Here is a 25,586-nt window from a genome sequence, read left to right on the forward strand (position 1 = left end):
GTCCGGAGTTACTCGTCGGTGGTGGGGGCACGGCACTTGGGGTCCGAATCGCTGGCCGGTTTACAGGAGCGAATGAGGCCAGCAACTGAAATCATAACGTTCCGGCTCTGTTCAGGGCGTGCCGAATCGGCGACGTCGGAGCGTGCGATGCTGAAGGTCAGTGCACCGAATCCGGTGGATATGGTCTTCGGATAGCCTGAGCCGTCGAACATGATGTACGGCGGGGTGGCGCTTGCCGAGCCCGTGGTGCTCACTGTGAGGTAGCTGGGGAGTGCCGGCTGTCTTGAGATCACTGGATCCGTGCTGCTCAAGGTGCGGTCCCCATCCTTGTCGATGAATCCCACCCATCCGCTGCTCCATGCCGCTCCATCTGCCGGGACGATCATTGCGTACATCCCGGTCTTCATGGCCTCGCCTCGGGCTGAAGCGACGGACGCAACCAAACCGTTGACGGCCGAGGTGAGCTCGGAGTTGCGTTGGAATGCGACAAAGCTGGGCGCCGCGATCATCAGCAGGATTGCCGCGACCGCCAGCGTCACCATCAATTCGATCAGTGTGAAGCCGCGGGTTGGCGCGTGGACTTGAGCACTCATGGCCAGCACACTTTCGGTGGGGCGGCAGGCGGGGTCGTGCCCGCTATTCCGGTGCAGTTTCTGCTGCCGTCGCTGGTTGCCCACAGCGAGGAGACCTCGGCATCGCTGAAGGTGGGCTTGGCCGTGACTCGCACACATTCGGTGATCGTGCTGTCGGTGCTGCATGCCGCAGCCGACAAGTGGTAAGGCGTGTCGCTCGGGCTGTCGCCGGCAAAAGTCTTGAAAGGGACGCTTGCCGGAGTGGTCACGCCATTGGTATTGGTGAACGCCACGTAGGTGTTGTTCTGCGTCATGAAGCGCTCCTGCTGCTGCAGCAGATCCAGGATGGCCGTTCGCGCTTGCGCACGCCGACCCTTGCGCACTGCCCACCCATAGGACGGATACGCGATGCTCGCCAGGATCGCGACGATCGCAACCACGATCATCAATTCGATGAGCGTGAAGCCTTTTTGAAAGCGTTGTCTCATTTGACTTTCAGGTCCTGGTAGTTGTGAATCTGACGCCAGCTGAGGCGGCCGGCGATCTCCTCCTGCGTGACAGTGCTGGAGGTGGCAAGACCTGTCGTTCCTTGGCTGATGCTCTGCGTGGTGATGATTCGGTGCCGGCGGCCCGTGCTGTCCGTGGTGGTCGAGGTGGTGGCCGAGCCAATCCTCATGGCCATGCTTTCACCCATAAGGCCGACTGTCGACTTGGTCGAGCCGCCGTCACCGGTATCCACATTCAGGTGGTACTCGCGTCCTGTGCCACCGTTGGATTCGCACGCGGTGGCACTGGTGCTGGGATTCGGAGTGAGACTGCTGAATATCAGGGTGTCTCCCGCCAGCGAAGTACCGGTGACGTGGCGCTCGCCAGCGCTCGGAAAGTCGAGATACCACCCGGATCGCTGCGTCGTGTCGTCATCGCTGGTGGCGCGGCCCCAGACAAAGGCCGATACGTCGACGGCGCCGGTCGTGCTGTTGAAAGTGCCGGGCTGCAAGCGTCCCCGGCCTGTGATCGCGCTTGCGGGGGAGCTCGAAGTGCTGTCGGCCGTGGCCGTTCCGTTGTCATGCACCACATAGAACGAGTTGGCGACGTCAGATGCGCCGTCCGTAGCCTCCAGGTATTTGCCGGTGCCGAAGGCAACATAGATGGACTGCTGGCCTTCGCCGCGGATCAGCAGGGGGGCGGCACTGATCGGTTGCACTTGGCCAGTCGCACTCCGGGCGATGTAGAGGGGGTACGGTTGGGTGCCCGTATGGAAAGCCGAAAGTTCGGCCATGTTCCAGTGCTCCGTTCCCCAGGGACTGAAGTCCAGCTTCCAGAGCTTTCCGTGCAGGTCGCCCACGAACAGCTTCGTTACCTCCTGCTGAGTGCCCAGTGCTACCTTGAAGTTCAGGGCGCCCGTGGGTTGGGTGCTGCTCAAGGTGCTGTCCACAGGAATAGAGATCTTGTAGTAGTTGGTGCCAAGCGACCAAGCTTGGTTCGCAGGCTTGGCAAGATCCAGCAGGTAGATGGCGGGCCTGCCCGTCGTGCTGAAGTGGCCCGCCGCGTCGGGAACATAGTTGTTCACGCCGCTGGCTACCACGGCGAACCACTTGTAGGTCGGTGCAGCATCCTTGGCACTGGTGCGGAACTTCAGGATCTGCGGACGCCCGACGACGTAGCCAAGGCTGTAGTTGCTGTCGCCAGAATCGATATCGGCGGCTGGAGTGAATTCCCACATCACCTTCGATGCGGAAAACGCCGTGGGGTCGGTCACGTCGAGTGCATAGACACCGCGACCGCCAGCGCCTGTGCCTCCGACGAGAACTGTCTTCCAGTTTGTACCGACCTGCGCGTCGGCCACCACTGGAGTGGCATCAACGTAGCTCTGGTGGGTAGCAACGAAGTCTTTGCTGGTGAGCGCCGACAGCTTGGAGCCCAACCAACTTGGGATGTAGCCGAACAGCTCGTCGCCCGTAGTCGCGTTGAAGGCATGCATCATTCCGTCATTGGCACCGACGAATACTGCCGGTGTGCGGTTCTTGTTGTCCTCGCGGAACTGCGGATAGGTGCTCGAGTTGATTGCGCTGCTGGGCGGGCCGGAATATGCGACGCCCGAATTGATGATGTCCCCGAGGCGTTTGCCTTCGCGGTTGCGGAACAAGCCGCCTTCCTGCGAGGAGTCCCCGCGGATGAATTTGAGCCGATCCTCTCCCAGACCGTCGGCCGCCGACGATGAATCCGGCCTGTTGAGCGCTTGTTGAATGTCGCTGCTGACCTCGTTCCACTTGAACGCGAAAGCGATCGGATTGCCTGTCGCGCCGGCGTTTCCGATCACGATATTTCGGTTGCTTACCGGATCTGCAAGGTTCTTGAGGCGTTCTGCGGCACTCCATTGAGGAGTCTGCGAGATCGACACCTGGTTCGAGGTGTCTACCGAAACGTTCTTCGCAATAACATCGCCCGACCAGTCGGTGGAGTCGAACTGGGCTTGGTAGATCATGTTGTTCGTGCCTTGTGTCAACACGCCTGCCTGCGCCGCGGCGCCGGCAATATTGAAGGTCCGCTCCCCAGCTTTTTCGAAGATCTTGTCGAAGGCGGCCAACTCGGCACGCGCACTGCTTTGCAATGCATATGCAGCGGCTTCGCCGGGATGGGCGGGGTCCTGCCAGACATTGTTGTCCGGGGTGCCATCTTCCTTCAGGAACGGATTGCCCCAGGTGTTGAAAGGCCGGGTTGGATCGTCCTTGGAGAACTTCGACTCGAAGCCTCCGTATTTGGCTGCCATAAAGAACTGGTTCTGGTAGCGGCGGCTGGTGTCGATGTTCTGATTGCCGTACGCGTTCACGTCGAAAACGAAGGTCTTCACGCGTAGCCCTGGCCGCTGCTTGGCAGGTTCGGCGGTCCAGTTGGACCCACGAATATCATGTGTGTGCGCCCAGTACGCGGTCCCTGCGATCCCCATCTGGCCCCCGAAGGTGTAGGGGTTGGGGGCATTCGGGTTGCTTGTTGTCCGGGTCACACCCTGCCCATCCACGTAAGGCGTAGCGGTGCCTTTTTCAAAGCTGGCTACAGTGGCGAGCGAGGCTGCGAAGTCGGGCACATTGGCTGCCAGGTTGACAGCCGGGAAACGTCCGTAGTTGGGGGTGTCGTGGGTTCCGGTGTCGCCGATCGCGACAATGTTGCTCTTCAGGCAGGCATAGCTGCTGGTGGGGGAGCGATTGGCGAAGGGGTCGAGCCCAGACCAATTCGTGTAGATGGGAAATCCGTCGTACATGACCGGCGTCAGATTGCTGACGGCGTCCGGGCTCGGAGGCAATCCCTGCAGATACCGCAATGTTTCGTAGTAAAGCTCGCCTACAGGGTCCCAATCCTTGTAGCGTCCGGGGGTGACAGTACTGGTGCGACCAAACTTGTTGAGATAGTTGATTACGCCGCTGATGCCCGGGGTCTGCGTTGTGTCGTTGTCAGGGTTGGGATAGAAAACACCAGTTCTAGCGTCCCATTCGGCAGCAGGATTGCCGCCAGCGGGCGTGTTGTTTTGCCCGTAGACATCGAAGGTCTTGCTCCCAACGTATTTCATGGGCGCGCGCAGTACCCCACCATAGCGGCCACCATCGGGGCTGCGGGTCTGGTCCAGCGCGTAGCCGAAGGCTGCCAACCTAAGCGAGTTGGCATTCTTCTGAATAGTGCCGATGGGCTTGTACTTCTTGCTGGGGTAAACGACACAGAAGTCGTGGTGGGCTCCGTAGTGGCGGACGTCCAGCAAGGCGCCGGATGCATCCTGGTCGCAGACCTTGACGCGGGCATAGAAGAAGCCGTCGCTGTTGAGCGCTGTGCCGGAGCCTGGGCCGGGCGACCATGTACCAGAATAGGGGCGCGTATAGCATGCCTTTGCAGTACCGGAGATGGGATCGCCGAATACGCCATTGCTGCAATCAACCGCTACCGAAACCGGCGCCACGGCCCATTTCGTCCCTGCGCCGTACCAAACCTCCTTGATGCCGGAGAAGGCACAGGCGCCGCCCTCCGAGGCACATGCCGCAGAGGAATCGCTCGGCAGAGACTCGGTCCTGTTGACGACCGGTCCCACACCGGTTCGCACGCTGGAGCCAAGCGTGTAGGCAGCGTTGCCTGCACCACAACCCCCGCCCATAGACGTTCCAAAGAAGATCTGGTTAAGCGTATTGGCGACCCAGACATCATTGGTTCCCGCGGCCTGGCGCATGGCAACGGGAATTGCACCCCAATAGCTCCCGTTGCCGCCCCCATCGCGCTTCAGTTGCTTGGCAGGAAAAGTGGTGGTGTTCCACAGGCAGTGCGGATCACCGTTGGGAACGAGTGCACGTTGGAGGATGGTCAAGTCTTCCCGGTCAATATACCGATCACCTCCGGAAAGGGCGAGACGCAGCATGTCGATAGCCGAGGAACTGGCCCAGTTCAGAAAGTTGCCGCTGAACCCGTCGCCGCACTTGCGGTCTGCCGCCGGGCCGGTGCGATCGAATCGCTTGTAGTCGGCGGTTGTCTGGCCAGGCTGAGGCGTTTCCGAAGGACTGTTGTTGTAGGCGTAGCAGGACTCTGAATCGAAGTAGCCAATGTACTCATTGACATTGCTGTAGGAGTCGTCGATCACGTTGTCGGGCCCCTTGAGGTACTGCGCTCCTGCCGTGGGCCATTCGACGGAAAGCGCCAATGCCATGACGGGTTTGTCGCCCGAGCCGGTTGCATACAGCGGGTCGGCGGACAGCGAGATCGGCGGGATTGCGGGCGCTGCAGTCTGGCTTTGGACCGCGAGCGAAACGACGACTGCCAAGGCAGGCAGGACGAATCCCACGAGCAAACGCTGCGCTCGGCTCCAGGAGTCGGGGCGCAAGAGGTCTTTGAACCAGGGTGCAGAGGTGCGAACAAGTTCGAACATGGCTTCGTCACGTTAGTTTCTGTAGATGATTTGTGTCACTGCCTGGATGTCCTTGCGCGGCCCGAACCCCATGGCGGTCACACGATAGACATAGCTGCCAGTCGCCGAAGCGTCTCGATTGCCGGGATCAGGAATCGGCTCGATCACGTAGCGTGGAGCCTGGTAAGGCTCGATGCCATGGGTCGCACCGGAGTCGCTGGCGGCGAAGCTTCTGCCGGTGAAGGTGCCGAACTTGACAGTGCGTGCGGCTGTGCCTGTTACCGTGAAATCGACTTTCAGCCACGCCGGCGTTCCGCTCGTGACCATTGCGCAAAGTCCAAGGCTCTTGGAGGAAGGGCCCGAGTTCTGGTCTCCACAGTCCGTGATGAAGCTGCTTGTGTCTTGCAGACCGCCGAAGAGTGCGCTGCGATTGCCGGTTCCTGGCCCGTGAATATCGAACTCCGCATCCTGAAGGGCTGCTTCTGCCGCTTGCCACGCCAATTGCATGTCACGGTCGTTGCGCGCGCCGTGTTCGCCCTGCAAGGCGATTTGCGCGCTGCCCACCCCAAGGATCGATACCACGACGAGGATAAGAAGAACCACGATCAGGGAAACACCCTTTTCGCGTTGGGCGGGTCCGGCATAGAACAGATGCGGCATATCTTCACAACCCCTGGTCGTTGCGCAGATGCACAGTGAAAGTCACGACTTGCCGCAAGCGGCCATCGGCCGGCGCCGTGTAGATCGTGCCCACGTCCTCTGTCGAACTGAAGCCCGGGCCACCCAGGGGGTACAGCGTCTTGGCCTTCGACTCCTGCGCGGCGCCGATATCGCTGCGCAGGACCATGCCGATGCGCAGGCTGCGGACGCGACGCCAGTTGGCACGCGTGGCTGCATCGTCGCCAGTCACCGTCAGCTGGTCGGCGCGCAAATAGCTATCAGGCACCGTATCGGGTTTCAAGGTGGCATTCGTGGGGTCGATGGCCGTTTTGGCTACCACGCCATCAACGCCGTACAGCACCTGGAAGTTTTCCACGCCGCGGATCAGCGGCACCGCTGAGGCAAAGGGCACCGTGCCAGTTTCCGATCGGTAGCACTTCAGCGTCGGCTCACCGTCCACGGACGATTCGGAGACGAAAAGGACGCTTGCGCGGGTGTCGTCACGGTTGGCAGGTGGCGTCTCGGTCGAGAAGCCGGAGCAATCGATCATTCCTTTGTCGGCCTTGCCAGAGCCGGGAAATGTTTCGGTGGGTTGGCTGCGCAGGATCAGCACATCGCCGAAATAGCTGCTGCGCGAACTTGCGGCAGTGACTGACGTCCTAGAGGCAACAGCGTTGTCGAAGCCGTATACATAGGGATCAGGATCGGCACTGATGCCGACCGTATTACCTCGCTTGCTTGCTGCAATGGATACGTCCTTGTATCCGGACTGGACTGCCAGACGCTGGATAAGATCGGTTGCGAAGCGCGCGTTGTCGCGAAGCTGAGAAGCGGCATCGACGGTGGTGAATCCGCGGCGCGCCGCGATCAGCGATGCGGTTGCCGCGAGTGTGATCAACAACCCCAGCGTCATGGCCACGAGCAGTTCCACGAGCGTCATGCCGCTGGAGCGGCGGCGTATGCGCGTTTCTCGTGGGGGTGAAGGATGCTTCATAGCGTCGTGCTTCCCGCGGTCACCGGCAGGATCACGCGCGGCAGGTTGTCGGAACTTGTGGAGTTGCTCCGGACATTCCGATCCTGCAGCGACGCGTTTGTAGACAGGTGGGTCCATCCGATCTTGACGACGATCACATCAGTGGTCGTGGCCGCAGTGCAGTCCCACTGCGGCAGGCCAGCGGTGGAGTAGGGGGCCGAATCGGGGCAGATCTTCACCCGCGCTCCGGGGAGACTTGCAGACACGCGCGCCAGCCAATCAGTCAGCTCGGCGTTTGCCACCGCAGTGGCGTTGGCACAGGAAAGTCCGGTAGATAGGCAAGAAGAAGGTGAAGCAGGCGAGGCGGGCGTTTCGCCGATGGCGGAAAAATCCCCGACATACGGGTTTGCAGTCGCGAGCATCGCCACGTCCTTGTTGCCTCGCATCATTTCGGCCAGCTCACGCGCCAAATTGACTGCCACTGATTGCAGACGGGCTTCGCGATTGTTCTGCAAGGCCGTCGCCTGCAACCCAACCATGCCGAGCAAACCAAATGAAAGCACCAGCAGTGCGACGAGCACTTCGATGAGAGAAAAGCCCGATGCTCGCCTACGCCGACGAATACTCGACTGCACCATTACCTCCAGCAAAGAGTCGCCGGGACGGCGACTTAGCGGGAGATTCTGGGAGTCAGTAGGGAATGAGACGGGGCCGCTGGGCGGCGTTGCGGAGCCGTTGAACCGGGAACTCTGGCGCCATCTGACAATGGCGGAGAGCTTTTGTCAGAAAGTCAGATATCCCGCAGCAACTGCCTGAACTCATCCAGGTCCTCGAAGCTGCGATAGACCGAGGCAAAGCGCACGTAGGCCACCTTGTCCATGCGCTTGAGCTCTCGCATCACGAGCTCGCCGACCTTGGTCGACTCGATCTCGCGCAATCCGCTCGACAGCAGCTTCTGCTCGATGCGCAGCAGCGCGTGGTCGATCTGCTCGATGCTCACGGGGCGCTTGCGCAGCGCCAGCATCATCGAGGCGCGGACCTTCTTGGCTTCGAAATCGGCGCGGCTGCCGTCCTTCTTGACCACCACCGGGAAGTTGACGTCCGCCCGCTCGTAGGTGGTGAAGCGCTTTTCGCAAGTCCCGCATTGACGGCGGCGCCGCACGAAGTCGCCATCTTCCGACACGCGGGTCTCGACGACCTGCGTTTCGAGGTGGCCGCAAAAGGGGCACTTCATGCGGGCGCCGCGCGTGTGATCAGCGGTAGACCGGGAAGCGGCTGGTCAGCGCGTGCACCTTGGCGCGCACCGCCTCGATGGTGGCGGCGTCGCGCGGGTTGTCCAGCACGTCGGCAATGAGGTTGGCGGTGATGCGTGCCTCCTCGTCCTTGAATCCGCGCGTCGTCAGGGCGGGTGTGCCGATGCGCACCCCGCTGGTCACCATCGGCTTCTCGGGATCGTTGGGAATGGCATTCTTGTTGATGGTCATGTGGGCGCTGCCCAGCACGGCCTCGGCTTCCTTGCCGGTGATGCCTTTGGCGCGCAGATCGACGAGCATCACGTGGCTCTCGGTGCGGCCGCTGACGATGCGCAGGCCGCGCGCGCTCAGCGTCTCGGCCACGATCTGCGCGTTCTTCACGACCTGCTGCTGGTAGGCCTTGAATTCAGGCGACAGCGCCTCCTTGAAGGCAACGGCCTTGGCCGCGATGACGTGCATCAGCGGGCCGCCCTGCAAGCCCGGGAAGATCGCGCTGTTGATCGCCTTCTCGTGCTGCGACTTCATCAGGATGATGCCGCCGCGCGGGCCGCGCAGGCTCTTGTGGGTGGTGGAGGTCACCACGTCGGCGTGCGGTACGGGGTTGGGGTAGACGCCCGCGGCGACCAGGCCGGCGTAGTGCGCGATGTCGACCATGAAGATCGCACCGACGTCTTTCGCGACCTTGGCAAAGCGTTCGAAGTCGATGCGCAGCGAGTACGCGGAGGCGCCCGCGATGATCAGCTTGGGCATGGCGTCGTGCGCCTTGCGCTCCATCGCGTCGTAGTCGATCTCTTCCTTGTCGTTGAGGCCGTAGCTCACGACGTTGAACCACTTGCCACTCATGTTGAGCGGCATGCCATGGGTCAGGTGGCCGCCTTCGGCGAGGCTCATGCCCATGATCGTGTCGCCGGGCTTGAGGAAGGCGAGCATCACGGCTTCGTTCGCCGAGGCGCCGCAATGGGCCTGCACGTTGGCTGCATCGGCGCCGAAGAGCTGCTTGACGCGATCGATGGCCAGCTGCTCGGCCACGTCGACATGCTCGCAGCCGCCGTAGTAACGCTTGCCGGGATAGCCCTCGGCGTACTTGTTGGTGAGCTGCGAGCCCTGCGCGGCCATGACGGCCGGGGAGGCGTAGTTCTCGCTCGCGATCAGCTCGATGTGCTGTTCCTGGCGGGCGTTCTCGGCCTGGATGGCGGCCCAGATTTCGGGATCGGTCTGTTCGACCAAATTCTGGCGGTGGTACATGGCAGTCCTTTAAGACGGATGGTCCTTGTTCTTCAACCAAACAAGGGCTGCCCAGGCGAACGGCGGAACGTCTGCAAAGCGCCGCAGGCGGCACGCTTCCCAGTGGTCATCCACGTCAGCGCCAGCACCTGAAAAGGGCCGCGCCTATCGCCAGTCGCGTGCCGTGCGAGTGTAGCCGACGGCTTCAGCCGGCGCCGCAAAAAGCCTATAGATCCGATGCCAGGGCGACGTTCTGCGGGCTGTTGGCTTCCGGCTTGGCTGGCGCCACCACCGGCATAGGCTGCACCCGCATGCCGGGCGGCGTGGGGCTCGTGGAAGGTGCACGGCCGGCGATCACCTGCTGCAGGCGCACATGCTCGGCCATCACCTTGCCTGCATAGCCGCCGTCGTCCGGCAGGTTGGCCGCGCCCACGTAGAACTTGAGCCCGCCTTCGAGCGAACCCGCCCGCGCGATGCATTCCTGCAGCACCTTGACGCCGACGCGCATGTTGGTCACCGGATCGAAGGCGGTCAGGGTGCCGCCGGCGCTTTCGTACTTTTCGCCATGGACGCGGGTCATCACCTGCATCAGGCCCTGGGCGCCAACCTGGCTCTGCGCGAAGGGGTTGAAGCTGGACTCGACCGCCATGATGGCCAGGATCAGCGTCGGATCGAGCTTGTTGCGCTTGCCGAGATCGAAAGCCTCGGACACCAGGACGCTCAGGGGCTCGACCGCCACGCGGTACTTCTTGCTCAGCCAATAGGCGACCGCGGCCTGCGGCTTGGGCAGCTCTTGCGGACTGGCGGCGGTTGTCCGGTCGATCGCCGTGGGCTCGAGATCGGTGACTTCGACTTCGGGCACGGGCTTGCGAGATTGCAGCCAGCCCATGAGCTGATCCTCGCCCGACTGGCGCAGGTCCGGACGCGCGGCCAGCGCCAGCACGGCGAACACGATGGCCAGCCCGAGCAGGGCAAAGCCGTTGTGGGTCACTTCGAAAAAACCTTCGGCGACATCGGACATGAAAGTCCGCAGCCCTCGGGCTGAGGCGGCAAACGCCTGTTTCATCGCTCTTCCTCCTTCTGTGCGGCACCTGGGTCGCAACGCCGAGAGGGCGATGGTCGAAGGCGGCGGCGCTTGTGGATTGGTACGAGTCAGGTACCGCGCGAGAGGGGTTAGGGCGCGGCCGCCTGATTAAGCCGAAAGAATTCGGCAGCGGATGTAAGACAGATCCGGGCGGGCAGATGGGCGCTCGGGTAGCGCGGATTTTAGGAGGGCCTTAATACCCGGTCAAGCATAAAGAAACGAAAAATCATGCTATTTGTAAGCTTAGGAAAGAGTGAATCGGTCGCGCCTGGTTCATTGAAAAGCTCATTTGCAATCCTCAGGTGGCAGGCCTAGGCTGAGGTGGCCTGAGTATTCAGGCGTTCAACCGAGGTCCGGCAACCGCGAGAGATCCATCGAACGGTTCAGCGGCCGAGGCCCCACGGTGGCAATCTCTTGCTGCCAGCGCGATCGGGACGATTCAACTTCCGGTCGAGCGAAGAGATGGCATGGGCGTCGCGCCCGCCATCGAGCCCGGAGGCCAGGCGTCAAAGTCAGGCCGCCGGGCTTTCTACTTTCTGCGATGCTCCATTGGTTTGGGGCACACTCGCGCTCCGATGAATGCTGCTTCGCTGAAACAAAACAAGTGGGTGCGGCGAGCAGTGCTGGCCTTGCTGGCGTTACTCGCGTTCTGGCTCCTCGCCTGGCTGGCCGTGCCACCGATCGCCAAGAGCCAGATCCAGCGGATCGCGAGCGAGAAGCTGGGGCGCCAGGTCACGGTCGGCAAGATCGACTTCAAGCCTTGGACCCTGGAGCTCACGCTCGATGACCTGCGCATCGCCACTGCCGACGGCAGCCGACCGCAACTGGCCATCGCGCGCATCTATGCCGATGCCGAACTTCAGTCGATCCTGCGTCTGGCGCCGGTGATCGACGCGGTCAGTGTCGATGCGCCTGCCGTCCTGCTGACCCACCGGACGGATGGCAAGTACGACATCGACGACATCCTGGCCAAGCTGGCCAGCGCGCCCGACGCGCCGAAAAGCGAGCCGCCGCGCTTCGCGATCTACAACATTGCCATCACCAACGGGTCGGTCGAGTTCGACGACCAGGCCGTCAAGCGCAAGCATGAGTTGCGCGACTTCGTGCTCAAGGTGCCGTTCCTGAGCAACCTCCCTTCGCAACGCACGATCAAGACAGAGCCCAAGCTGGCCTTCGTGCTCAACGGAAGCGCCTTCGATTCTGCTGCGGCGACCACGCCCTTCGCAGACGATCGCAAGACCGACGCCCAGATCAGCTTCAAGAACCTGGACCTGGTGCCCTACCTGGGCTACATCCCCGGTGGCCTGCCGGTTGCGCTGCGGGGCGGCAAGCTCGACGCCGACTTGAAGATCGATTTTGTGCAGGCGGCCACCGCCGGCCTCAAGATCACCGGAACGGTCGCGGCGCACAGCATCCAGCTCGCCGATTCGAAGGCGCGCGATCTGCTTCGCTTCGACTCTCTCAAGCTGGTGCTGGCCGATGTGCGTCCGCTGGAGCGCGTGGTGCATCTGGGCGAGGTGTCGCTGGCCGCGCCGCAGCTGGTGGTGGCGCGCGACGCCGCCGGCCGGCTCAACCTGCTGCCGGCGGGCGAGGGCGCGGCCGAGAAAGCGCCGCCCGCCGCCCGTCAAAACGGCGAGGCTGGTGCGAAGCCCGCGGCGGCGGCGCCCCCCTGGCGCTTGCAGGTCGACAAGCTGGCCTTGTCCGGCGGCGAAATCGGATGGCGCGACCAAAGCATCCAGCCCGCGGCGGCGGTCGACCTGAAGCAGTTGCAGATCGACGCCACCGCCATCGTCTGGCCGATGGAGAAGCCGGCCGTCTTCAGCGGCTCCAGCGTCGTGGGCGGCGCCGCGCTCAAATTCGGCGGCGAGGCTACGGACAAGGTCGCCAAGGTGCAGGCCGAGGTCGAGGCCCTGCCGCTGTCGCTGGCGGCGCCCTACCTGGCGCAGAGCCTGGAGCCCACGCTCGACGGCAAGCTCAGCGGCCAGATCGACGTCGCCTGGAACCAGCCGGAGTTGAAGTTCAAGGCCAGGCGAGTCGCGGTCGACGGGCTGGCACTGACGCAGGCAAAGGCGGCGCTGGCCAGCGTGGGACGCTTCGAGCTGGCCGATGCCGAAGCCGACATGACGAACCACACGCTGAGCATCGCTTCGTTCAGCGCCAGCAGTCCCAAGATCCTGGTCGAACGAGACAAGGAAAAGCGCTGGATGTTCGAGCGCTGGCTCAAGGCGCCCTCGAGCGCCGGCCAGGACGCAAGCGGGGATCCGAAGATCGCCGCCCCCAAGAATCCGAGCACAGCAGGCACGCCCGCAGCCGGGGCCAACGCAAAGCCATGGGAGCTTTCCATCGGTACCCTGGCGGTGGAGAACGGCGCGCTGTCCTATTCCGACAAGGCCGATGCGACGCCGGTGGCTTTCGAGATCAGCGCCCTGAAGCTCAACGCTCAGAAGATATCGCCCAATTCGGCCATGGCCTCGCCGCTGCAACTGTCCGGGCGCATCGCCGCTGGCCGGGCGGAGCCGGGGCGCTTCGACTACAAGGGCACCGTGGCACTCAAGCCGCTGGCGGCCGAGGGCCGGCTGGACGTGGCCTCCGTCCCGGCGCATGCCTTCAAGGCCTACTACGCCGATGCACTCAACATCGACATCCGGCGTGCTTTTGCCAGTTATCGCGGCACGGTCAAGTACACGACCACGCCTGCTGGCATGAGCGTGAAGCTGGCGGGCGATACGTCGCTGGAAGACTTCCGCGCCAACAGCGCGACGCTGACCCAATCGCCCGGCCAGGCCAATCGCAGCAACCAGTTGCTGAGCTGGAAGAGCCTGACCCTCCGGGGGCTGCAGGTCAACATGGTTCCCCGGGCGCCGCTGGCAGTGGACGTGGCCGGAACCACGCTGACCGACTTCTTCGCGCGCGTGATCATCGACCCGACCGGTCGACTCAATCTGCAGGACCTGACCAGGAAGCCCGGGCAGACGCCGCCGGCGCCGGCAGGCGAGACGAGCACGCGGCGCAGCCTCGGCGGCACCACCACGACCACCCGAAAGCCGGCGCCGCCCTCCGGCGGCGCCCCGACCTCCGCCGAAGCGATGGCCGGCGGCACTGCCGCGCCGCCCTCAGCCGCGGCGCCTGCCTCGACGGCGAAGGCAGCAGAGCCCGCGAACGGCGGACCTGCACCGGTCATCAACTTCGGCCCCATGAACCTGGTCAATGGGCGCATCGACTTCAGCGACCTGTTCGTCAAGCCCAACTACTCGGCCGACCTGACCGAGCTGAGCGGCAAGCTCAGCGCCTTCTCCTCCAAGCCGCAGGGTGATCGGCCTGCGTTGGCGGACCTCGAGCTGCGCGGCAAGGCCCAGCAGACGGCGGCGCTGGAGATCACCGGCAAGCTCAACCCGCTGGCCAAGCCGCTGGAACTCGACATCACGGCGAAGATGCGCGAGCTCGACCTGCCGCCGCTGTCGCCGTACTCGGTGCGCTATGCCGGCCACGGTATCGAGCGCGGCAAGCTCAGCATGGACGTGAGCTACAGGATCACGCCTGATGGCCAGCTCACCGCCACCAACAAGCTGGTGCTGAACCAGCTGCAATTCGGCGAGGAAGTGCAAGGCGCGCCCAACAGCCTGCCGGTGCGCCTCGCCGTCGCCTTGCTGGCCGATCGCAACGGCGTGATCGACATCGACTTCCCCATCCGTGGCTCCCTGAACGACCCGCAGTTCAGCCTGGGCCCGCTCATCCTGAAGGCGATCGTCAACCTGATCGCCAAGGCCGCGACCGCGCCGTTCGCGCTGCTGACGGGCGGCCTCGGCAGCGGCAGCGGTGATTCGAGCACCATCGCCTTCGCGCCCGGCAGCGCGGCGCTGTCGGCCGAGGCGAAGCAGAGCCTGGACAAGGTCGCGAAGGCACTCGCCGACCGGCCCGCTCTGCGCATGACCGTGGTGGGCACTTCCAGCCTCGAGCAGGAACGCGAGGCCTACCAGCGCCAGCGCGTGCGCGAACTCGCCCAGTCCGAGAAGCGCCGTGCGGCGGTGCGCAGCAACCAGAACGCGGCCGACGTGGCACCGGTCACCGATGCCGAGTACCCCGAGCTCCTGGCCGCGGTCTACCAGCGCTCCGACCTCAAGACCAAGCCCCGCAACATGATCGGTTTGGCCAAGGATGTCCCCGTCAAGGAAATGGAAGACCTGCTGATGGCCAGCATCCCGGTCGACGAGGAGTCGATGCGCCAGCTCGCCATCGAGCGCGGCGCCGCCGTGCGCGACTACCTGCTGGCACAGAAGGTGCCCAGCGAGCGGCTGTTCCTCGGCGCGGTACGCACCAAGGCCGGCGATCCCAACTGGAAACCGGGCGCGGAGCTGAATCTGTCCACCCGCTGACCCCAGGCGCCGCAAGTCGGCGAAAATGGCGAAGTGCGCCGGCAATGCCGGCGCCTTCGCTTTTCCTCCATAGATCAGGTTTTATTCGCGCAGTGACTTCAACTTCGACCAAGCCCCACGACCTCCAGTCCCTCGACACGATGACGGGCGGCGCCTTCACTGCACCGACCTCGGGGGAGCGTGCCCAACGCATCCGCGACTGGCTGGCGGGCAATCCGGCGCCCGAGCAGATGCAGGAGGTGTTCAAGGAACTGAGCGGCCGTGACAAGGGCGCTGCGCGCCTCCTGCGCGAGAAGCTCGACGAGCTCAAGCGTGCCCGTGGCCAGGAGGCCATCGCAGCCGAATGGGCCCAGAAGGCCGAGGCGCTGCTGGCCCAGCCCAAGCTCAACATCGCCGATGCTCTGGCCTGGCAGCGTGATGCAGCCAAGGCCGGCGCTCCCTTGTCGCGCGAACCGCTGGCCAGCTTCAAGGCCCGTGTGGCCGAGCGTGTCAAGGGAATCGAGGACCTGCAGCATCGCGCTCAGGTGCACCGGGAGGCCGCTGTGCTGCTGGCGCAGCGTTTCGAGGTGTTGTCGACCAAGGGCTGGCGCGACGCCCAGGCCGCCGAGGAGGCGCTGCGCGCCGACGTGGCCCACTGGCAGCAGCAGGCCGCCGACATCGCGGCCGATCCCAACTGGAGCAGCCTGGACGCCAAGTTCGCGCCGCAGCTTGAGTCGTCCAAGGCGCAGCTGTTGGTGGTGTCCGATGCCTTCCACCAGGCGCTGGCACAGACCGTGGCCGCCGCCGAGGATGCGGCGGCGCCGCTGCCGCCCGTGCCGGTGTGGGCCGACGAACTTCGCGTTGCCCGCGGCGGTGCGCCCGAGGCTGCGCCTCCCGCCGCGCAGAAGCCACCGGGGCCCAAGGTCGATCCCGAGAAACGGGCTGCCGCCCAGGGCGCCGTCGAGGCCGCGCTCGCCAAGCTCGAGCAGGAAACCGCCGAGGGCCACGGCAAGGCCAGCGCCGGCGCCGCCGCGGCATTGCGCGCGGTGCTCAAGGAGCACGGCAAGATGGTCGATGCGGCGCTCGAAGCCCGTGTGCATGCGGCCCTGGTCGCCGCCGGCGAGCTGGAAGGCTGGCAGCGCTGGAGCGCCGACAAGGTGCGCGAAGAACTGGTGGCCAAGGCCGAGGGCCTGCTCAAGCGCCCCGAGGGCCAGGCCCTGGGCGGGCGCAAGATGCAGGAGACGCTGCGCAGCCTGCGCGAGCAATGGAAGCAGGCCGATCAGGGTGGCGTGCCCAACCACGCCCTCTGGAAACGCTTCGACGAGGCCTGCAACGAAGCCCACAAGGTGGTCGAAGCCTGGCTCGACAAGGTGCGGGCCGATGCGGCCGAGCACCGCGCGCAGCGCCTGGCGCTGATCGAGGAGGTGAAGGCCTGGGCCGAGGCGCAGGCCGGCAACACCGACCTCAAGGCCTACAACCGCGCGCTGCATCAGTTCGCAGATCGCTGGCGTGACGCCGGCCATGTCGGCGAGAAGGTGTTCGCCGAGCTGCAGCCCCTTTGGAACGCGGCCTTCGGTGCGGCGCGTGCGCCCTTCGAGGCCGCGCAGAAGGCCAGCATCGAGCGCCGCCAGGCCATGATCGCCGAGGCCACGGAGCTCGGCGCCGCGCCGATGCTGCGCATCGATGCCGTGAAGGCCCTGCAACAGCGCTGGCAGGCCGAGGCACAGACGGTGCCGCTGGACCGCCGCCAGGAACAGAAGCTGTGGGATGCCTTCCGCGCCCCCATCGACGAGGCCTTCAACCGCAAGAGCGCCGAGCGCGAGAAGGCCGCGGCCGCGATGAGCGACCACGATCGCCATGTGCTCGACGCCTCGAAGGCGGTGGAAGCGGCGAACGCCACGGGGGATGCCCAGAAGATCCGCGCTGCCGTGGCCCGGCTCGAGGCTGCCCTGCGCGGCGAGGCACCGCCTGCACCCAAGGCCGCCGCGTCCGCCGACGGGCCGCCCGTGGGCGCGACTGACGTGGTGGCGCCGGGCCAGGCGGCCGCCGAGTTCAGCGAGAGTGCCGAGCAGGCGCCCGGGCCCGCAGACGCCGAGGCTTCGCCCGAGCCGGCTGCCAGCGACGTCGCGGCACCGATGCCCAGCCTGGTGGCACCGGCCGACGGTGCCGATGCGTCGGCCCGCGCCGACGCCGCCGAGGCCGATGCCGAGTCAGAGGCTGCACCGGCGCCCGCGGCGCCGCCCAAACCGGCACCCAAGCCCGTGATCGCCGTCCGGGGTGACGACCGGCCCGGTAACAGGAAGGCCGAAGTCTTGCCCGCGGGACGCGGCAACAGCCGCTTCGGAGGCGATCGCCGCGACGGCCGTGGCGGCCCGCCCGGCCGCGCCAACGAGCGGCCGCCGCGCCCCGGCGACCGCGGCCCGGGGGCCGGCCGCTTCGGCGACCGGCCGCCGCGCGATGAGCGTGGCCCACGGCTTGGCGATGCCGCCTTCCGAGCCCAGCGCGAGGCACTGGAGCGTGCCGATCAGGCGCTGCGCAAGCTCGCTGCCCAGGCTCATGGCGAGGCGCTGACCCAGGTGCTGGGTGCGTGGGAGCAGCGCGATGCGTCGAAGCTGCCCAGCGTGCAGGAGTTGGGGCGCGCGGTCACGCCCGCCGTGCGCGGGCAGTGGTCGCAGGCCCTGACTGCCGGCCCCTCGGCAGAGGCCGATGCCGCCGCAGAGGCCCTGCTGCGGCTCGAGATGGCGGCCGAGGTGCCGACCCCAGCCGAGCAACTCGAAGCGCGTCGCGCCCTGCAGTTGAAGCTGCTGACGCGGCGCGGCGATCCAGCCCCGGCGCAGACCTGGGGCCAGGACACCGGCACCGTGCTCGCGGCGCCGCACGACGCCGCCTTGGCGCGCCGCCTGCAGAACGCGCTCAAGGCGCTGCTGCGCAAGTGAAGCGAGGGCGGGGCGCCTAGGCCGATGGGGCCGGGCGCCTGAAGAACTCGTCGAACAGCGCGACCAGGCCGGCGAACTCCGACGCCAGCCGCGGGCGGTTCACGAAATAGGCCTCGCAAGCCACGGCGAAGAACTCGCCGGGCGATGTGGCGCCGTAGGCATCGAGCCACGGCGCCTCGCCGCCGAAGCGCTCGGCGACGATCGTTCTTTCGCGGAAGTTCTCGTAGGCCGGCTGCAGCACCGCGAACCAGGCAATGCGCGCGGCGCGCGCCGTCGAGGTGCCCGCGAAGCCGGCGGGCAGCGGCGGGCAGCCGTCCGCCGCGCCGCTCTTCATGTCGATCTTGTGGGCGAACTCGTGGATCACGACGTTGTAGCCTGCGTCCTGCGTGACGCTGCCCGCCAGCACGTCCTGCCAGCTCAGCATCACCGGACCGCGGTCCATGGCCTCGCCGGCCACGATCTCGTCGTATTCGTGGACCACGCCGGTCTCGTCGACGGTCTTGCGCCGGGCCACGGCCTCGGACGGATGGATCACGATGCCGACGAAATCGTCATACCAGCGCAGGCCGCCCCGCAGGTGCAGAACCGGCAGCACGGCCTGTGCGGCCACGGCGAGCGCGACCTCATCGGTGATGACGAAGCCATGGGCGCCATGGAATTCCTTGTCGCGCAGGAACTCGGCCGCGAGGCGGCGCAGGCGTTCGAGCTCGGAGCCTTGCCGGTCGGCGAGAAAGGGATAGCGCGCGAGGGTCGCCTGCCATGCGGACGCCGGGATCGGAGGTGGAGTGCGCAGGCCGCGCAGCCAACCGAACATCAGCGCAGGTCGACGCGTTGGGCGCCTGCGCGCGACAGGCACAGCAGCTGCGCACGCGCGGGGTGGGCTTTGAGGTCCCAGTCGCTCAGCACGAGGCGCTGAAGGCCCTCGCCGAGCGCATGGGACGCGGGACGGTGCGTGTGGCCATGGACCAGCGTCGTCGCGCCGGCCTGCCGCAGCCAGTCGCGCGCGGCGTCGGCGTCGACATCGGCCCAGACCATGCCGGGGCTGCGCTTGCGGTCCTCGCTCTGCGCGCGCATCGAGCGCGCGAGGGCGCGGCGCTGCGCCAGCGGCCGAGCGAGGAAGGCGCTCTGCCAGCCAGGGGTGCGCACCTCCGCGCGGAAGCGCAGGTACTCGGTGTCCTCGAGGCAGAGAAGATCGCCGTGGCTCAGCAGCCAGCGCCGCTCATGCAGGGCCAGCACGGTGGGATCGTCGAGCAGTTGCATGCCGCATTGCGCGGCGAAGGCAGCGCCGAGCAGGAAGTCGCGGTTGCCATGCATGAAGAACAGCGGCCGCCGCGCGGCGGCTTCGCGAAGCACTTCGGCGCATTGCGCCTCGAAGCCGGGCTCGGCGGCTGCGTCGTCGCCGACCCAGACCTCGAACAGGTCGCCGAGGATGAAGACCGCGTCGGCCGGCGTGGTCTGCAGGTAGCCGCGCCACGCCTCGAAGGTTGCCGGGTCCGAGGACTGCAGGTGGAGGTCGGACATGAGGTCGACCGTGCGCCACGCCGCGGGAGCCACGAGCTCGGCGAAAGCCGTCATCGTCAGGCCTTGACGACGGCCTTCTCGATGATCACGTCTTCCAGCGGCACGTCGTCGTGGAAGCCCTTTCGGCCGGTCTTCACGGCCTTGATCTTGTCGACCACTTCCTTGCCCTCGACGACCTTGCCGAACACCGCATAGCCCCAGCCTTGCGCGGAAGGCGCAGTGTGGTTGAGGAAGCCGTTGTCGGCCACGTTGATGAAGAACTGGGCGGTCGCCGAGTGCGGCGCGCTGGTGCGCGCCATGGCGACGGTGTAGTTGTCGTTCTTCAGGCCGTTGTTGGCCTCGTTCTGGATTTCGGCGCCGGTCGCCTTCTGCGACATGCCGGGCTCGAAGCCGCCGCCTTGCACCATGAAGCCGGGAATGACGCGGTGGAACACCGTGTTGTCGTAGTGGCCCTTGGTGACGTAGGCGAGGAAATTCTCGACCGTCTTCGGCGCCTTGTCCTGGTCCAGTTCGAGCGTGATGACGCCCTGGTCCTTGATGTGCAGTTCGACTTGGGGGTTGCTCATGAGGGCTCCTTGTTGATGGGCTTACTTCGCCACGGTGGCGGATTGAATGGTGACGCTTTCGAGCGGCACGTCCTGCATGCCGCCCTTGTTGCCCGTGCGCACGGCGCGGATTTTGTCGACGACCTCGGTGCCCGAGACCACCTTGCCGAACACCGTGTAGCCGTAGCCGTCGGGACTTGGCGCGTTGAGCATCGTGTTGTCCTTCACGTTGATGAAGAACTGCGATGTCGCGGAATTGGGGTTCGGCGTGCGCGCCATCGCGATCGTGTACTTGTCGTTCTTCAGGCCGTTGCTGGCCTCGAGCGGGATCGGCGCGCGCGTGGGCTTCTGCTGCAGCTCGGGCGTGAAGCCGCCGCCCTGGATCATGAAGCCGTCGATCACGCGGTGGAACACGGTGCCGTCGTAGTGCTTGTCGCGCACGTACTGCAGGAAGTTCTCGACGGTCTTGGGGGCCTTGTCGGGCGCGAGCTCGACCACGATGTCGCCGGCCGAGGTGGCGAGCTTGACGCGCGGCGCGCCCTGTTGCGCGCACGCGGCGCCTGCGAGGCACAGGGTCGAGACGAGGACCAGGGCCGTGCGTCGGGAAAGAATGTGCATGGTGTTGGAAGTAGGACGGACTGAAAAAAGCGGCGGATTGGCCGCGGCCCAAGGCAGCGGGCTAGCGGCGCACCGGCTTGCGGGCATCGGCCGGCGCCGCCGGAAGCGCGCCGCTGGCCGGCGCGCTGAACAACTGGCGGATCAGCGCAAGCTTGGGCGCGACGCTGGTGTTGGCTGCCTCGAGCTGCTGCGCGCGGCCATAGGACTGCCCGGCGAGACGGGCATAGACGTCGCCCAGGTTCTCGTGCGCGGTGGCGTAGTTCGGGTTGAGCTTGATCGCCATCTCCAGCGCCGCGCGCGCCTTGTCGAACTGGCTCTGGGCAGCGTAGAGGGCCGCCAGGTTGTTGTAGGGCTCGGGCAGTTCGGGGAAGTCTTGCGTGAGCTGCGTAAAGGCCGTGACCGCTTCCGCCTGCTTGCCCTGCTCGGTCAGGATTACGCCGCGCAGGAAGCGCATCTGTGGGTCGCGCGGCTTGCCGGCGATGTAGGCGTCGGCCTTGGTCAGCGCCTCGGCTGCCTTGCCTTGGCGCAGCAAGGTGTTGACGTCGAGGTAGTCGTCGGCGTGCGCAGCGACGGCCGCGAAGGCGAGCAGGAGAACCGACAGGATGCGGGGGATGGGGCTGGAGGAGGGGGCAGCGGTGTGCTTCATGAGCCTCGAGAAATTGGAGGAGCGCGGGCCTCGAAAACACCCGGAAAATAACGGAACCGGCCGTTTATACTGAGGGGGGATTGTAGCCGAGGGGCTCCGTTCATCCTCTCGTTGCCATAGCATCCTCACCCCTGAAAAATCTTCCTCGCTCGCCCATGTCGCGTGGGCGCATCCGGCGTGTTCCTTGTCTCATGAGTCTTCGCATCTACAACACGCTCTCGCGTGAACTGGAGGATTTTTCTCCTCTGCAACCCGGCCGGGTGCGCATGTACGTGTGCGGGATGACGGTGTACGACTACTGCCACCTCGGCCACGCGCGTTCGATGGTGGCCTTCGACGTGGTGCAGCGCTGGCTCAAGGCCTCGGGTCTGGACGTCGAGTACGTGCGCAACATCACCGACATCGACGACAAGATCATCCGGCGCGCGGTCGAGAACGGCGAGAGCATCCGCGCGCTCACCGACCGCATGATCGAGGCGCTGCACGAGGACGCCGACGCCCTGGGCATCGAGCGCCCCACGCACGAGCCTCGGGCTACCGAGTACGTGCCGCAGATGCTGTCGATGATCGCCACGCTGGAGCAGAAGGGCCTGGCCTATCGCTCGACGAATGGCGACGTCAACTACGCGGTGCGCAAGTTTCCCGGCTACGGCAAGCTGAGCGGCAAGTCGCTCGATGAACTCCATGCCGGCGAGCGCGTGGCCGTGCTGGACGGCAAGGACGATCCGCTCGATCCCGTGCTGTGGAAAAGCGCCAAGCCCGCCGAACCCGAGGAAGTGAAGTGGCCCAGCGAGTTCGGCCCCGGCCGCCCCGGCTGGCACATCGAGTGCTCGGCCATGGCCTGCCAGTTGCTCGGCGCGACCATCGACATCCATGGCGGCGGCATGGACCTGCAGTTCCCTCATCACGAGAACGAAATCGCGCAGAGCGAAGGCGCGACTGGCCAGCCGCTGGCCCGCACCTGGATGCACAACGGCTTCGTCAACATCGACGACGAGAAGATGTCCAAGAGCCTGGGCAACTTCTTCCTCATCCGCGACGTGCTGAAGCAGTTCGATGCGGAGACCGTGCGCTTCTTCGTCGTGCGCGCGCATTACCGCAGCCCTCTCAACTACAGCGACGTGCACCTGGACGATGCGCGTGCCTCGCTCAAGCGGCTCTACACGGCGCTGCACCTAGTGGCGCCGGCCCAGATCGCCGTCGACTGGTCCGACCCTCATGCCGCGCGCTTCAAGGCCGCGATGGACGAGGACTTCGGGACGCCGGAGGCGGTGGCCGTGCTGTTCGATCTGGCCGGGGAAGTGAACCGCACGAAGTCGGCCCAGGCCGCCGGCCTCCTGAAAGCGCTGGGTGCCTGTCTCGGCCTGCTGCAGGCCGATCCCGAAGCCTTCCTGCAGGCCGGCAGCACGCTCGACGATGCCTCGATCCAGGCCTTGATCGCGCGGCGTGCCGAGGCCAAGGCGTCGAAGAACTTCGCCGAGGCGGATCGCATCCGCAGCGATCTGCTGGCCCAGGGCATCGTGCTGAAGGATTCGCCGACCGGCACCACCTGGACCACCGTCAAGTGAGGGCATGAGAACAACGATGCCTCCCGCCAAGAAGTCCCCCATCATCGAAATCCACACGCCGCCCTACTGGGAAGAGGCCTGCAAGCACCTGGCAAAAAAAGACCGCGTCATGAAGCGGCTGATCCCGCAGTTCGGCGACGCCTGCCTGGAGTCGCACGGCGACGCCTTCACCACGCTGGCGCGCAGCATCGTCGGTCAGCAGATCTCGGTGAAGGCCGCCCAATCGGTGTGGGACCGCTTCGCCAAGCTGCCGCGCAAGATGACGCCGGCGAACGTGCTCAAGCTCAAGGTCGACGACATGCGCGCGGCCGGATTGTCCGCGCGCAAGGTGGAGTACCTGGTCGACCTGGCGCTGCACTTCGACTCCGGCACCGTGCATGTGGATGCCTGGGAGCACATGTCCGACGAGATGATCATCGCGGAGCTGGTCGCGATCCGCGGCATCGGCCGCTGGACCGCGGAGATGTTCCTGATCTTCCATTTGATGCGGCCCAACGTGCTGCCACTGGACGACGTCGGGCTCATCACCGGCATCAGCCGCAGTTATTTCTCGGGCGATCCGGTCAGCCGGAGCGATGCGCGCGAGGTGGCCGTGGCCTGGGCTCCTTACTGCAGCGTCGCGACTTGGTATATTTGGCGATCGCTCGACCCCCTGCCGGTGGTCGCATACTGACAAGAGGAGAAGACGTTGGCGAAACGAACCTTTCTCGACTTCGAGCAACCCGTTGCGGAACTCGAATCCAAGATCGAAGAGCTGCGCTATGTGCAGACCGAATCGGCGGTCGACATCTCGGAAGAGATCGACCAGCTCGGCAAGAAGAGCCTGCAGCTCACCAAGGAAATCTACAGCGACCTGACACCCTGGCAGATCACCAAGATCGCCCGGCATCCGGAGCGCCCCTACACACTGGACTACGTCCACGAGATCTTCACCGACTTCGTCGAACTGCACGGCGACCGCCACTTCGCGGACGACCTCTCCATCGTCGGCGGGCTGGCGCGCTTCAACGGCACCCCTTGCATGGTGCTGGGCCACCAGAAGGGCCGCGACACCAAGGAGCGCACCGCACGCAACTTCGGCATGAGCAAGCCGGAGGGCTACCGCAAGGCGCTGCGGCTCATGAAGACGGCCGAGAAGTTCAAGCTGCCCGTCTTCACCTTCGTCGACACGCCGGGCGCCTACCCGGGCATCGATGCCGAGGAGCGCGGCCAGTCCGAGGCCATCGGCCGCAACATCTTCGAAATGGCGCAGCTCGAGGTGCCGGTGATCGTCACCATCATCGGCGAGGGCGGCTCCGGCGGCGCGCTGGCGATCTCGGTCGGCGACCAGGTCCTGATGCTGCAGTACTCGGTGTACTCGGTGATCAGCCCGGAAGGCTGCGCTTCCATCCTCTGGAAGACCAGCGACAAGGCCCAGGAAGCGGCGGACGCGCTGGGTATCACCGCCCATCGGCTCAAGGCCCTGGGCCTGGTCGACAAGATCGTCAACGAGCCGGTCGGCGGCGCGCATCGCGACCACCGCCAGATGGCCGCCTTTCTCAAGCGCGCGCTGAACGATGCTTTCCGCCAGGTCGCCGATCTGCGGCCCAAGGAGCTGCTCGACCGCCGCTACGAGCGGCTGCAGAGCTACGGCCGCTTCGCCGACACCAAGGCCGAGAGCACGAAGTAAGGCTGTTGCGGGCCGCTGGAGGCCCGGCATTCCCGATGGAAAATCCCGCCGCCCTCGCGCTTGCGTCCTGGGTGGCGCCGCTGCCGCTGGCCATCGCCTACAGCGGCGGGGCCGACTCTACCGCGCTGCTGCATGCGGCCGCTGGCCGCTGGCCCGGACAGATCGAGGCGCTGCATGTGCATCACGGCCTGCAGCCGGCGGCCGACGATTTCGAAGCCCATTGCCTCGCCACCTGCGCGGCCTTGGGCGTGCCGCTCCACGTCGGACACGTCGACGCGCGGCATGCGCCCGGCGAGAGCCCCGAAGATGCTGCGCGGCGGGCGCGCTACGCGACGCTGGCAGCACTGGCACGGGCACACGGCCTGAACGATGTTGCGCTGGCCCAGCATGCCGACGACCAGGTCGAGACGATGCTCATCGCACTCAGCCGTGGCGCCGGGCTCGACGGCCTGGCCGGCATGCCGCGGCAGATGCAGCGGCATGGCGTGAACTTCCACCGGCCGCTGCTGGAGGTGCAGGCCGTGGCGCTGCGCGAGTGGATCGCCGAAAGCGGCGCCGGGCACATGGACGACCCCAGCAACGCCGACCTGCGCTACACGCGCAACCGCATCCGGCTGCAGCTGCTGCCGGCGCTCGCCGCGACGCTGCCGCAGTTTCGCGAAACGTTCGCACGCTCGGCGCGCAACGCCGCCAAGGCCTCGCGGCTGCTGGCGGAGATCGCGGCTTCGGACATTGCGGCTGCCGGCTCGCCGCCTGCGCTGGCCGCCTTGCGCAGCTTGCCCCGCGGCCGGCTGGCCAACGTGCTGCGCCATTGGCTCAAGCGCGAGCATGACGCCGTGCCCAGCGAAGCCCAGCTCGAACAGCTGCTCGATCAGATCGAGGCCTGCAGCACCCGCGGCCACCGCATCCGCCTCAAGGTTGCGGACGGTTACGTCCAGCGCGAGGACGACGTCCTCCGTTGGTACAATGCCCGGCCTCCGTCGCAGCCTGCAGCCTTGCGCTGAACAGTCACCCCCAGGCACACGACAGGCCCTCCGGGCGCCGGCATTGCGGCAGGCATCCGAATCCTTCTCCTTGACTTCACCC

General features: G+C 65.7%; 20 protein-coding genes and 1 riboswitch. Of the genes, 6 read left to right on the forward strand and 14 right to left on the reverse strand.

From position 1 onward, the window contains the following. Positions 1-8: 8 nt before the first annotated feature. The 9 genes from J2739_RS16925 to J2739_RS16965 all read right to left on the reverse strand — a co-directional run bounded on the left by J2739_RS16925 (position 9) and on the right by J2739_RS16965 (position 10,627). The gene (locus J2739_RS16925) at positions 9-593 is read right to left on the reverse strand and encodes a GspH/FimT family pseudopilin (RefSeq protein ID WP_309903660.1); all 585 of its coding nucleotides are present in this window, start codon (positions 591-593) and stop codon (positions 9-11) included. Beyond that, the gene (locus tag J2739_RS16930) at positions 590-1,060 is read right to left on the reverse strand and encodes a type IV pilin protein (RefSeq protein ID WP_309903661.1); all 471 of its coding nucleotides are present in this window, start codon (positions 1,058-1,060) and stop codon (positions 590-592) included. Before J2739_RS16930 ends, J2739_RS16925 begins: the two co-directional genes overlap by 4 nt. Then, the gene (locus J2739_RS16935) at positions 1,057-5,472 is read right to left on the reverse strand and encodes a pilus assembly protein (RefSeq protein WP_309903662.1); all 4,416 of its coding nucleotides are present in this window, start codon (positions 5,470-5,472) and stop codon (positions 1,057-1,059) included. The genes J2739_RS16930 and J2739_RS16935 overlap by 4 nt, the downstream gene beginning before the upstream one ends. A 12-nt stretch (positions 5,473-5,484) precedes the next feature. Then, on the reverse strand, positions 5,485-6,111 hold the full coding sequence (locus J2739_RS16940) for a pilus assembly PilX family protein (protein ID WP_309903663.1): 627 nt from the start codon (positions 6,109-6,111) through the stop codon (positions 5,485-5,487). 4 nt (positions 6,112-6,115) lie between these two features. Next, positions 6,116-7,105, reverse strand: a complete 990-nt coding sequence (locus J2739_RS16945; RefSeq protein ID WP_309903664.1) for a PilW family protein — start codon at positions 7,103-7,105, stop codon at positions 6,116-6,118. After that, a complete protein-coding gene (gene pilV, locus J2739_RS16950; protein ID WP_309903666.1) occupies positions 7,102-7,722 on the reverse strand; it encodes a type IV pilus modification protein PilV in 621 nt (206 codons plus the stop codon). The genes J2739_RS16945 and pilV overlap by 4 nt, the downstream gene beginning before the upstream one ends. Before the next feature lie 152 nt (positions 7,723-7,874). After that, complete coding sequence (gene nrdR, locus J2739_RS16955) at positions 7,875-8,318, reverse strand: transcriptional regulator NrdR (protein ID WP_309903668.1); 444 nt, start codon at positions 8,316-8,318, stop codon at positions 7,875-7,877. 19 nt (positions 8,319-8,337) lie between these two features. Next, positions 8,338-9,582, reverse strand: coding sequence for a serine hydroxymethyltransferase (gene glyA / locus J2739_RS16960; RefSeq protein ID WP_309903670.1), 1,245 nt, complete (start codon positions 9,580-9,582; stop codon positions 8,338-8,340). Positions 9,583-9,624: 42 nt separating this feature from the next. After that, a riboswitch (ZMP/ZTP riboswitch) is annotated at positions 9,625-9,750 on the reverse strand. A 37-nt stretch (positions 9,751-9,787) separates the two neighbouring features. Continuing rightward, positions 9,788-10,627: a lytic transglycosylase domain-containing protein gene (locus J2739_RS16965; protein WP_309903672.1), complete on the reverse strand. Its 840-nt coding sequence runs from the start codon at positions 10,625-10,627 to the stop codon at positions 9,788-9,790. Positions 10,628-11,220: 593 nt separating this feature from the next. On the opposite strand from J2739_RS16965, the gene J2739_RS16970 reads away from it, so the two are divergent. Both J2739_RS16970 and J2739_RS16975 read left to right on the forward strand, forming a co-directional pair. After that, positions 11,221-15,018, forward strand: a complete 3,798-nt coding sequence (locus tag J2739_RS16970; RefSeq protein WP_309903673.1) for a DUF748 domain-containing protein — start codon at positions 11,221-11,223, stop codon at positions 15,016-15,018. A 92-nt stretch (positions 15,019-15,110) separates the two neighbouring features. Continuing rightward, complete coding sequence (locus tag J2739_RS16975; protein WP_309903675.1) at positions 15,111-17,933, forward strand: DUF349 domain-containing protein; 2,823 nt, start codon at positions 15,111-15,113, stop codon at positions 17,931-17,933. 16 nt (positions 17,934-17,949) lie between these two features. On the opposite strand, the gene J2739_RS16980 is transcribed toward J2739_RS16975, so the two are convergent. The 5 genes from J2739_RS16980 to J2739_RS17000 all read right to left on the reverse strand — a co-directional run bounded on the left by J2739_RS16980 (position 17,950) and on the right by J2739_RS17000 (position 21,263). Then, positions 17,950-18,747, reverse strand: coding sequence for a M90 family metallopeptidase (locus J2739_RS16980; protein ID WP_309903676.1), 798 nt, complete (start codon positions 18,745-18,747; stop codon positions 17,950-17,952). Continuing rightward, entirely contained in the window at positions 18,747-19,508 is a 762-nt protein-coding gene (locus J2739_RS16985; protein ID WP_309903679.1) for a UDP-2,3-diacylglucosamine diphosphatase, read from the reverse strand. Before J2739_RS16985 ends, J2739_RS16980 begins: the two co-directional genes overlap by 1 nt. 2 nt (positions 19,509-19,510) lie before the next feature. Then, positions 19,511-20,020, reverse strand: coding sequence for a peptidylprolyl isomerase (locus J2739_RS16990; protein WP_309903681.1), 510 nt, complete (start codon positions 20,018-20,020; stop codon positions 19,511-19,513). Positions 20,021-20,041: 21 nt separating this feature from the next. Beyond that, positions 20,042-20,617 (reverse strand): peptidylprolyl isomerase, encoded by a 576-nt coding sequence (locus tag J2739_RS16995; protein ID WP_309903682.1) that lies wholly within the window; start codon positions 20,615-20,617, stop codon positions 20,042-20,044. Between the two features lie 61 nt (positions 20,618-20,678). Continuing rightward, positions 20,679-21,263, reverse strand: a complete 585-nt coding sequence (locus J2739_RS17000; RefSeq protein ID WP_309903685.1) for a tetratricopeptide repeat protein — start codon at positions 21,261-21,263, stop codon at positions 20,679-20,681. A 191-nt stretch (positions 21,264-21,454) separates the two neighbouring features. On the opposite strand from J2739_RS17000, the gene cysS reads away from it, so the two are divergent. Genes cysS through tilS form a run of 4 tightly spaced genes read left to right on the forward strand, consistent with a single transcriptional unit; the run spans position 21,455 to position 25,504 of the window. Beyond that, positions 21,455-22,831, forward strand: coding sequence for a cysteine--tRNA ligase (cysS, locus tag J2739_RS17005; RefSeq protein ID WP_309903687.1), 1,377 nt, complete (start codon positions 21,455-21,457; stop codon positions 22,829-22,831). A 16-nt stretch (positions 22,832-22,847) separates the two neighbouring features. Next, positions 22,848-23,504: a DNA-3-methyladenine glycosylase family protein gene (locus tag J2739_RS17010; protein WP_309903689.1), complete on the forward strand. Its 657-nt coding sequence runs from the start codon at positions 22,848-22,850 to the stop codon at positions 23,502-23,504. A gap of 15 nt (positions 23,505-23,519) precedes the next feature. Next, positions 23,520-24,500: an acetyl-CoA carboxylase carboxyltransferase subunit alpha gene (locus J2739_RS17015; protein WP_309903691.1), complete on the forward strand. Its 981-nt coding sequence runs from the start codon at positions 23,520-23,522 to the stop codon at positions 24,498-24,500. Between the two features lie 35 nt (positions 24,501-24,535). Beyond that, positions 24,536-25,504 (forward strand): tRNA lysidine(34) synthetase TilS, encoded by a 969-nt coding sequence (gene tilS, locus J2739_RS17020; protein WP_309903693.1) that lies wholly within the window; start codon positions 24,536-24,538, stop codon positions 25,502-25,504. The last annotated feature ends 82 nt before the right edge of the window (positions 25,505-25,586 follow it).

It is taken from the genome of Variovorax soli, assembly GCF_031454625.1.
GTDB classification, from domain to species: Bacteria; Pseudomonadota; Gammaproteobacteria; order Burkholderiales; family Burkholderiaceae_C; genus Variovorax; species Variovorax soli_A.

Coding starts and splice junctions, on each gene's coding strand:
- J2739_RS16925 (WP_309903660.1), bottom strand. CDS start 593: ATGAGTGCTCAAGTCCACGCGCCAACCCGCGGCTTCACACTGATCGAA.
- J2739_RS16930 (WP_309903661.1), bottom strand. CDS start 1,060: ATGAGACAACGCTTTCAAAAAGGCTTCACGCTCATCGAATTGATGATC.
- J2739_RS16935 (WP_309903662.1), bottom strand. CDS start 5,472: ATGTTCGAACTTGTTCGCACCTCTGCACCCTGGTTCAAAGACCTCTTG.
- J2739_RS16940 (WP_309903663.1), bottom strand. CDS start 6,111: ATGCCGCATCTGTTCTATGCCGGACCCGCCCAACGCGAAAAGGGTGTT.
- J2739_RS16945 (WP_309903664.1), bottom strand. CDS start 7,105: ATGAAGCATCCTTCACCCCCACGAGAAACGCGCATACGCCGCCGCTCC.
- pilV (WP_309903666.1), bottom strand. CDS start 7,722: ATGGTGCAGTCGAGTATTCGTCGGCGTAGGCGAGCATCGGGCTTTTCT.
- nrdR (WP_309903668.1), bottom strand. CDS start 8,318: ATGAAGTGCCCCTTTTGCGGCCACCTCGAAACGCAGGTCGTCGAGACC.
- glyA (WP_309903670.1), bottom strand. CDS start 9,582: ATGTACCACCGCCAGAATTTGGTCGAACAGACCGATCCCGAAATCTGG.
- J2739_RS16965 (WP_309903672.1), bottom strand. CDS start 10,627: ATGAAACAGGCGTTTGCCGCCTCAGCCCGAGGGCTGCGGACTTTCATG.
- J2739_RS16970 (WP_309903673.1), top strand. CDS start 11,221: ATGAATGCTGCTTCGCTGAAACAAAACAAGTGGGTGCGGCGAGCAGTG.
- J2739_RS16980 (WP_309903676.1), bottom strand. CDS start 18,747: ATGTTCGGTTGGCTGCGCGGCCTGCGCACTCCACCTCCGATCCCGGCG.
- J2739_RS16985 (WP_309903679.1), bottom strand. CDS start 19,508: ATGACGGCTTTCGCCGAGCTCGTGGCTCCCGCGGCGTGGCGCACGGTC.
- J2739_RS16990 (WP_309903681.1), bottom strand. CDS start 20,020: ATGAGCAACCCCCAAGTCGAACTGCACATCAAGGACCAGGGCGTCATC.
- J2739_RS16995 (WP_309903682.1), bottom strand. CDS start 20,617: ATGCACATTCTTTCCCGACGCACGGCCCTGGTCCTCGTCTCGACCCTG.
- J2739_RS17000 (WP_309903685.1), bottom strand. CDS start 21,263: ATGAAGCACACCGCTGCCCCCTCCTCCAGCCCCATCCCCCGCATCCTG.
- cysS (WP_309903687.1), top strand. CDS start 21,455: ATGAGTCTTCGCATCTACAACACGCTCTCGCGTGAACTGGAGGATTTT.
- J2739_RS17010 (WP_309903689.1), top strand. CDS start 22,848: ATGCCTCCCGCCAAGAAGTCCCCCATCATCGAAATCCACACGCCGCCC.
- tilS (WP_309903693.1), top strand. CDS start 24,536: ATGGAAAATCCCGCCGCCCTCGCGCTTGCGTCCTGGGTGGCGCCGCTG.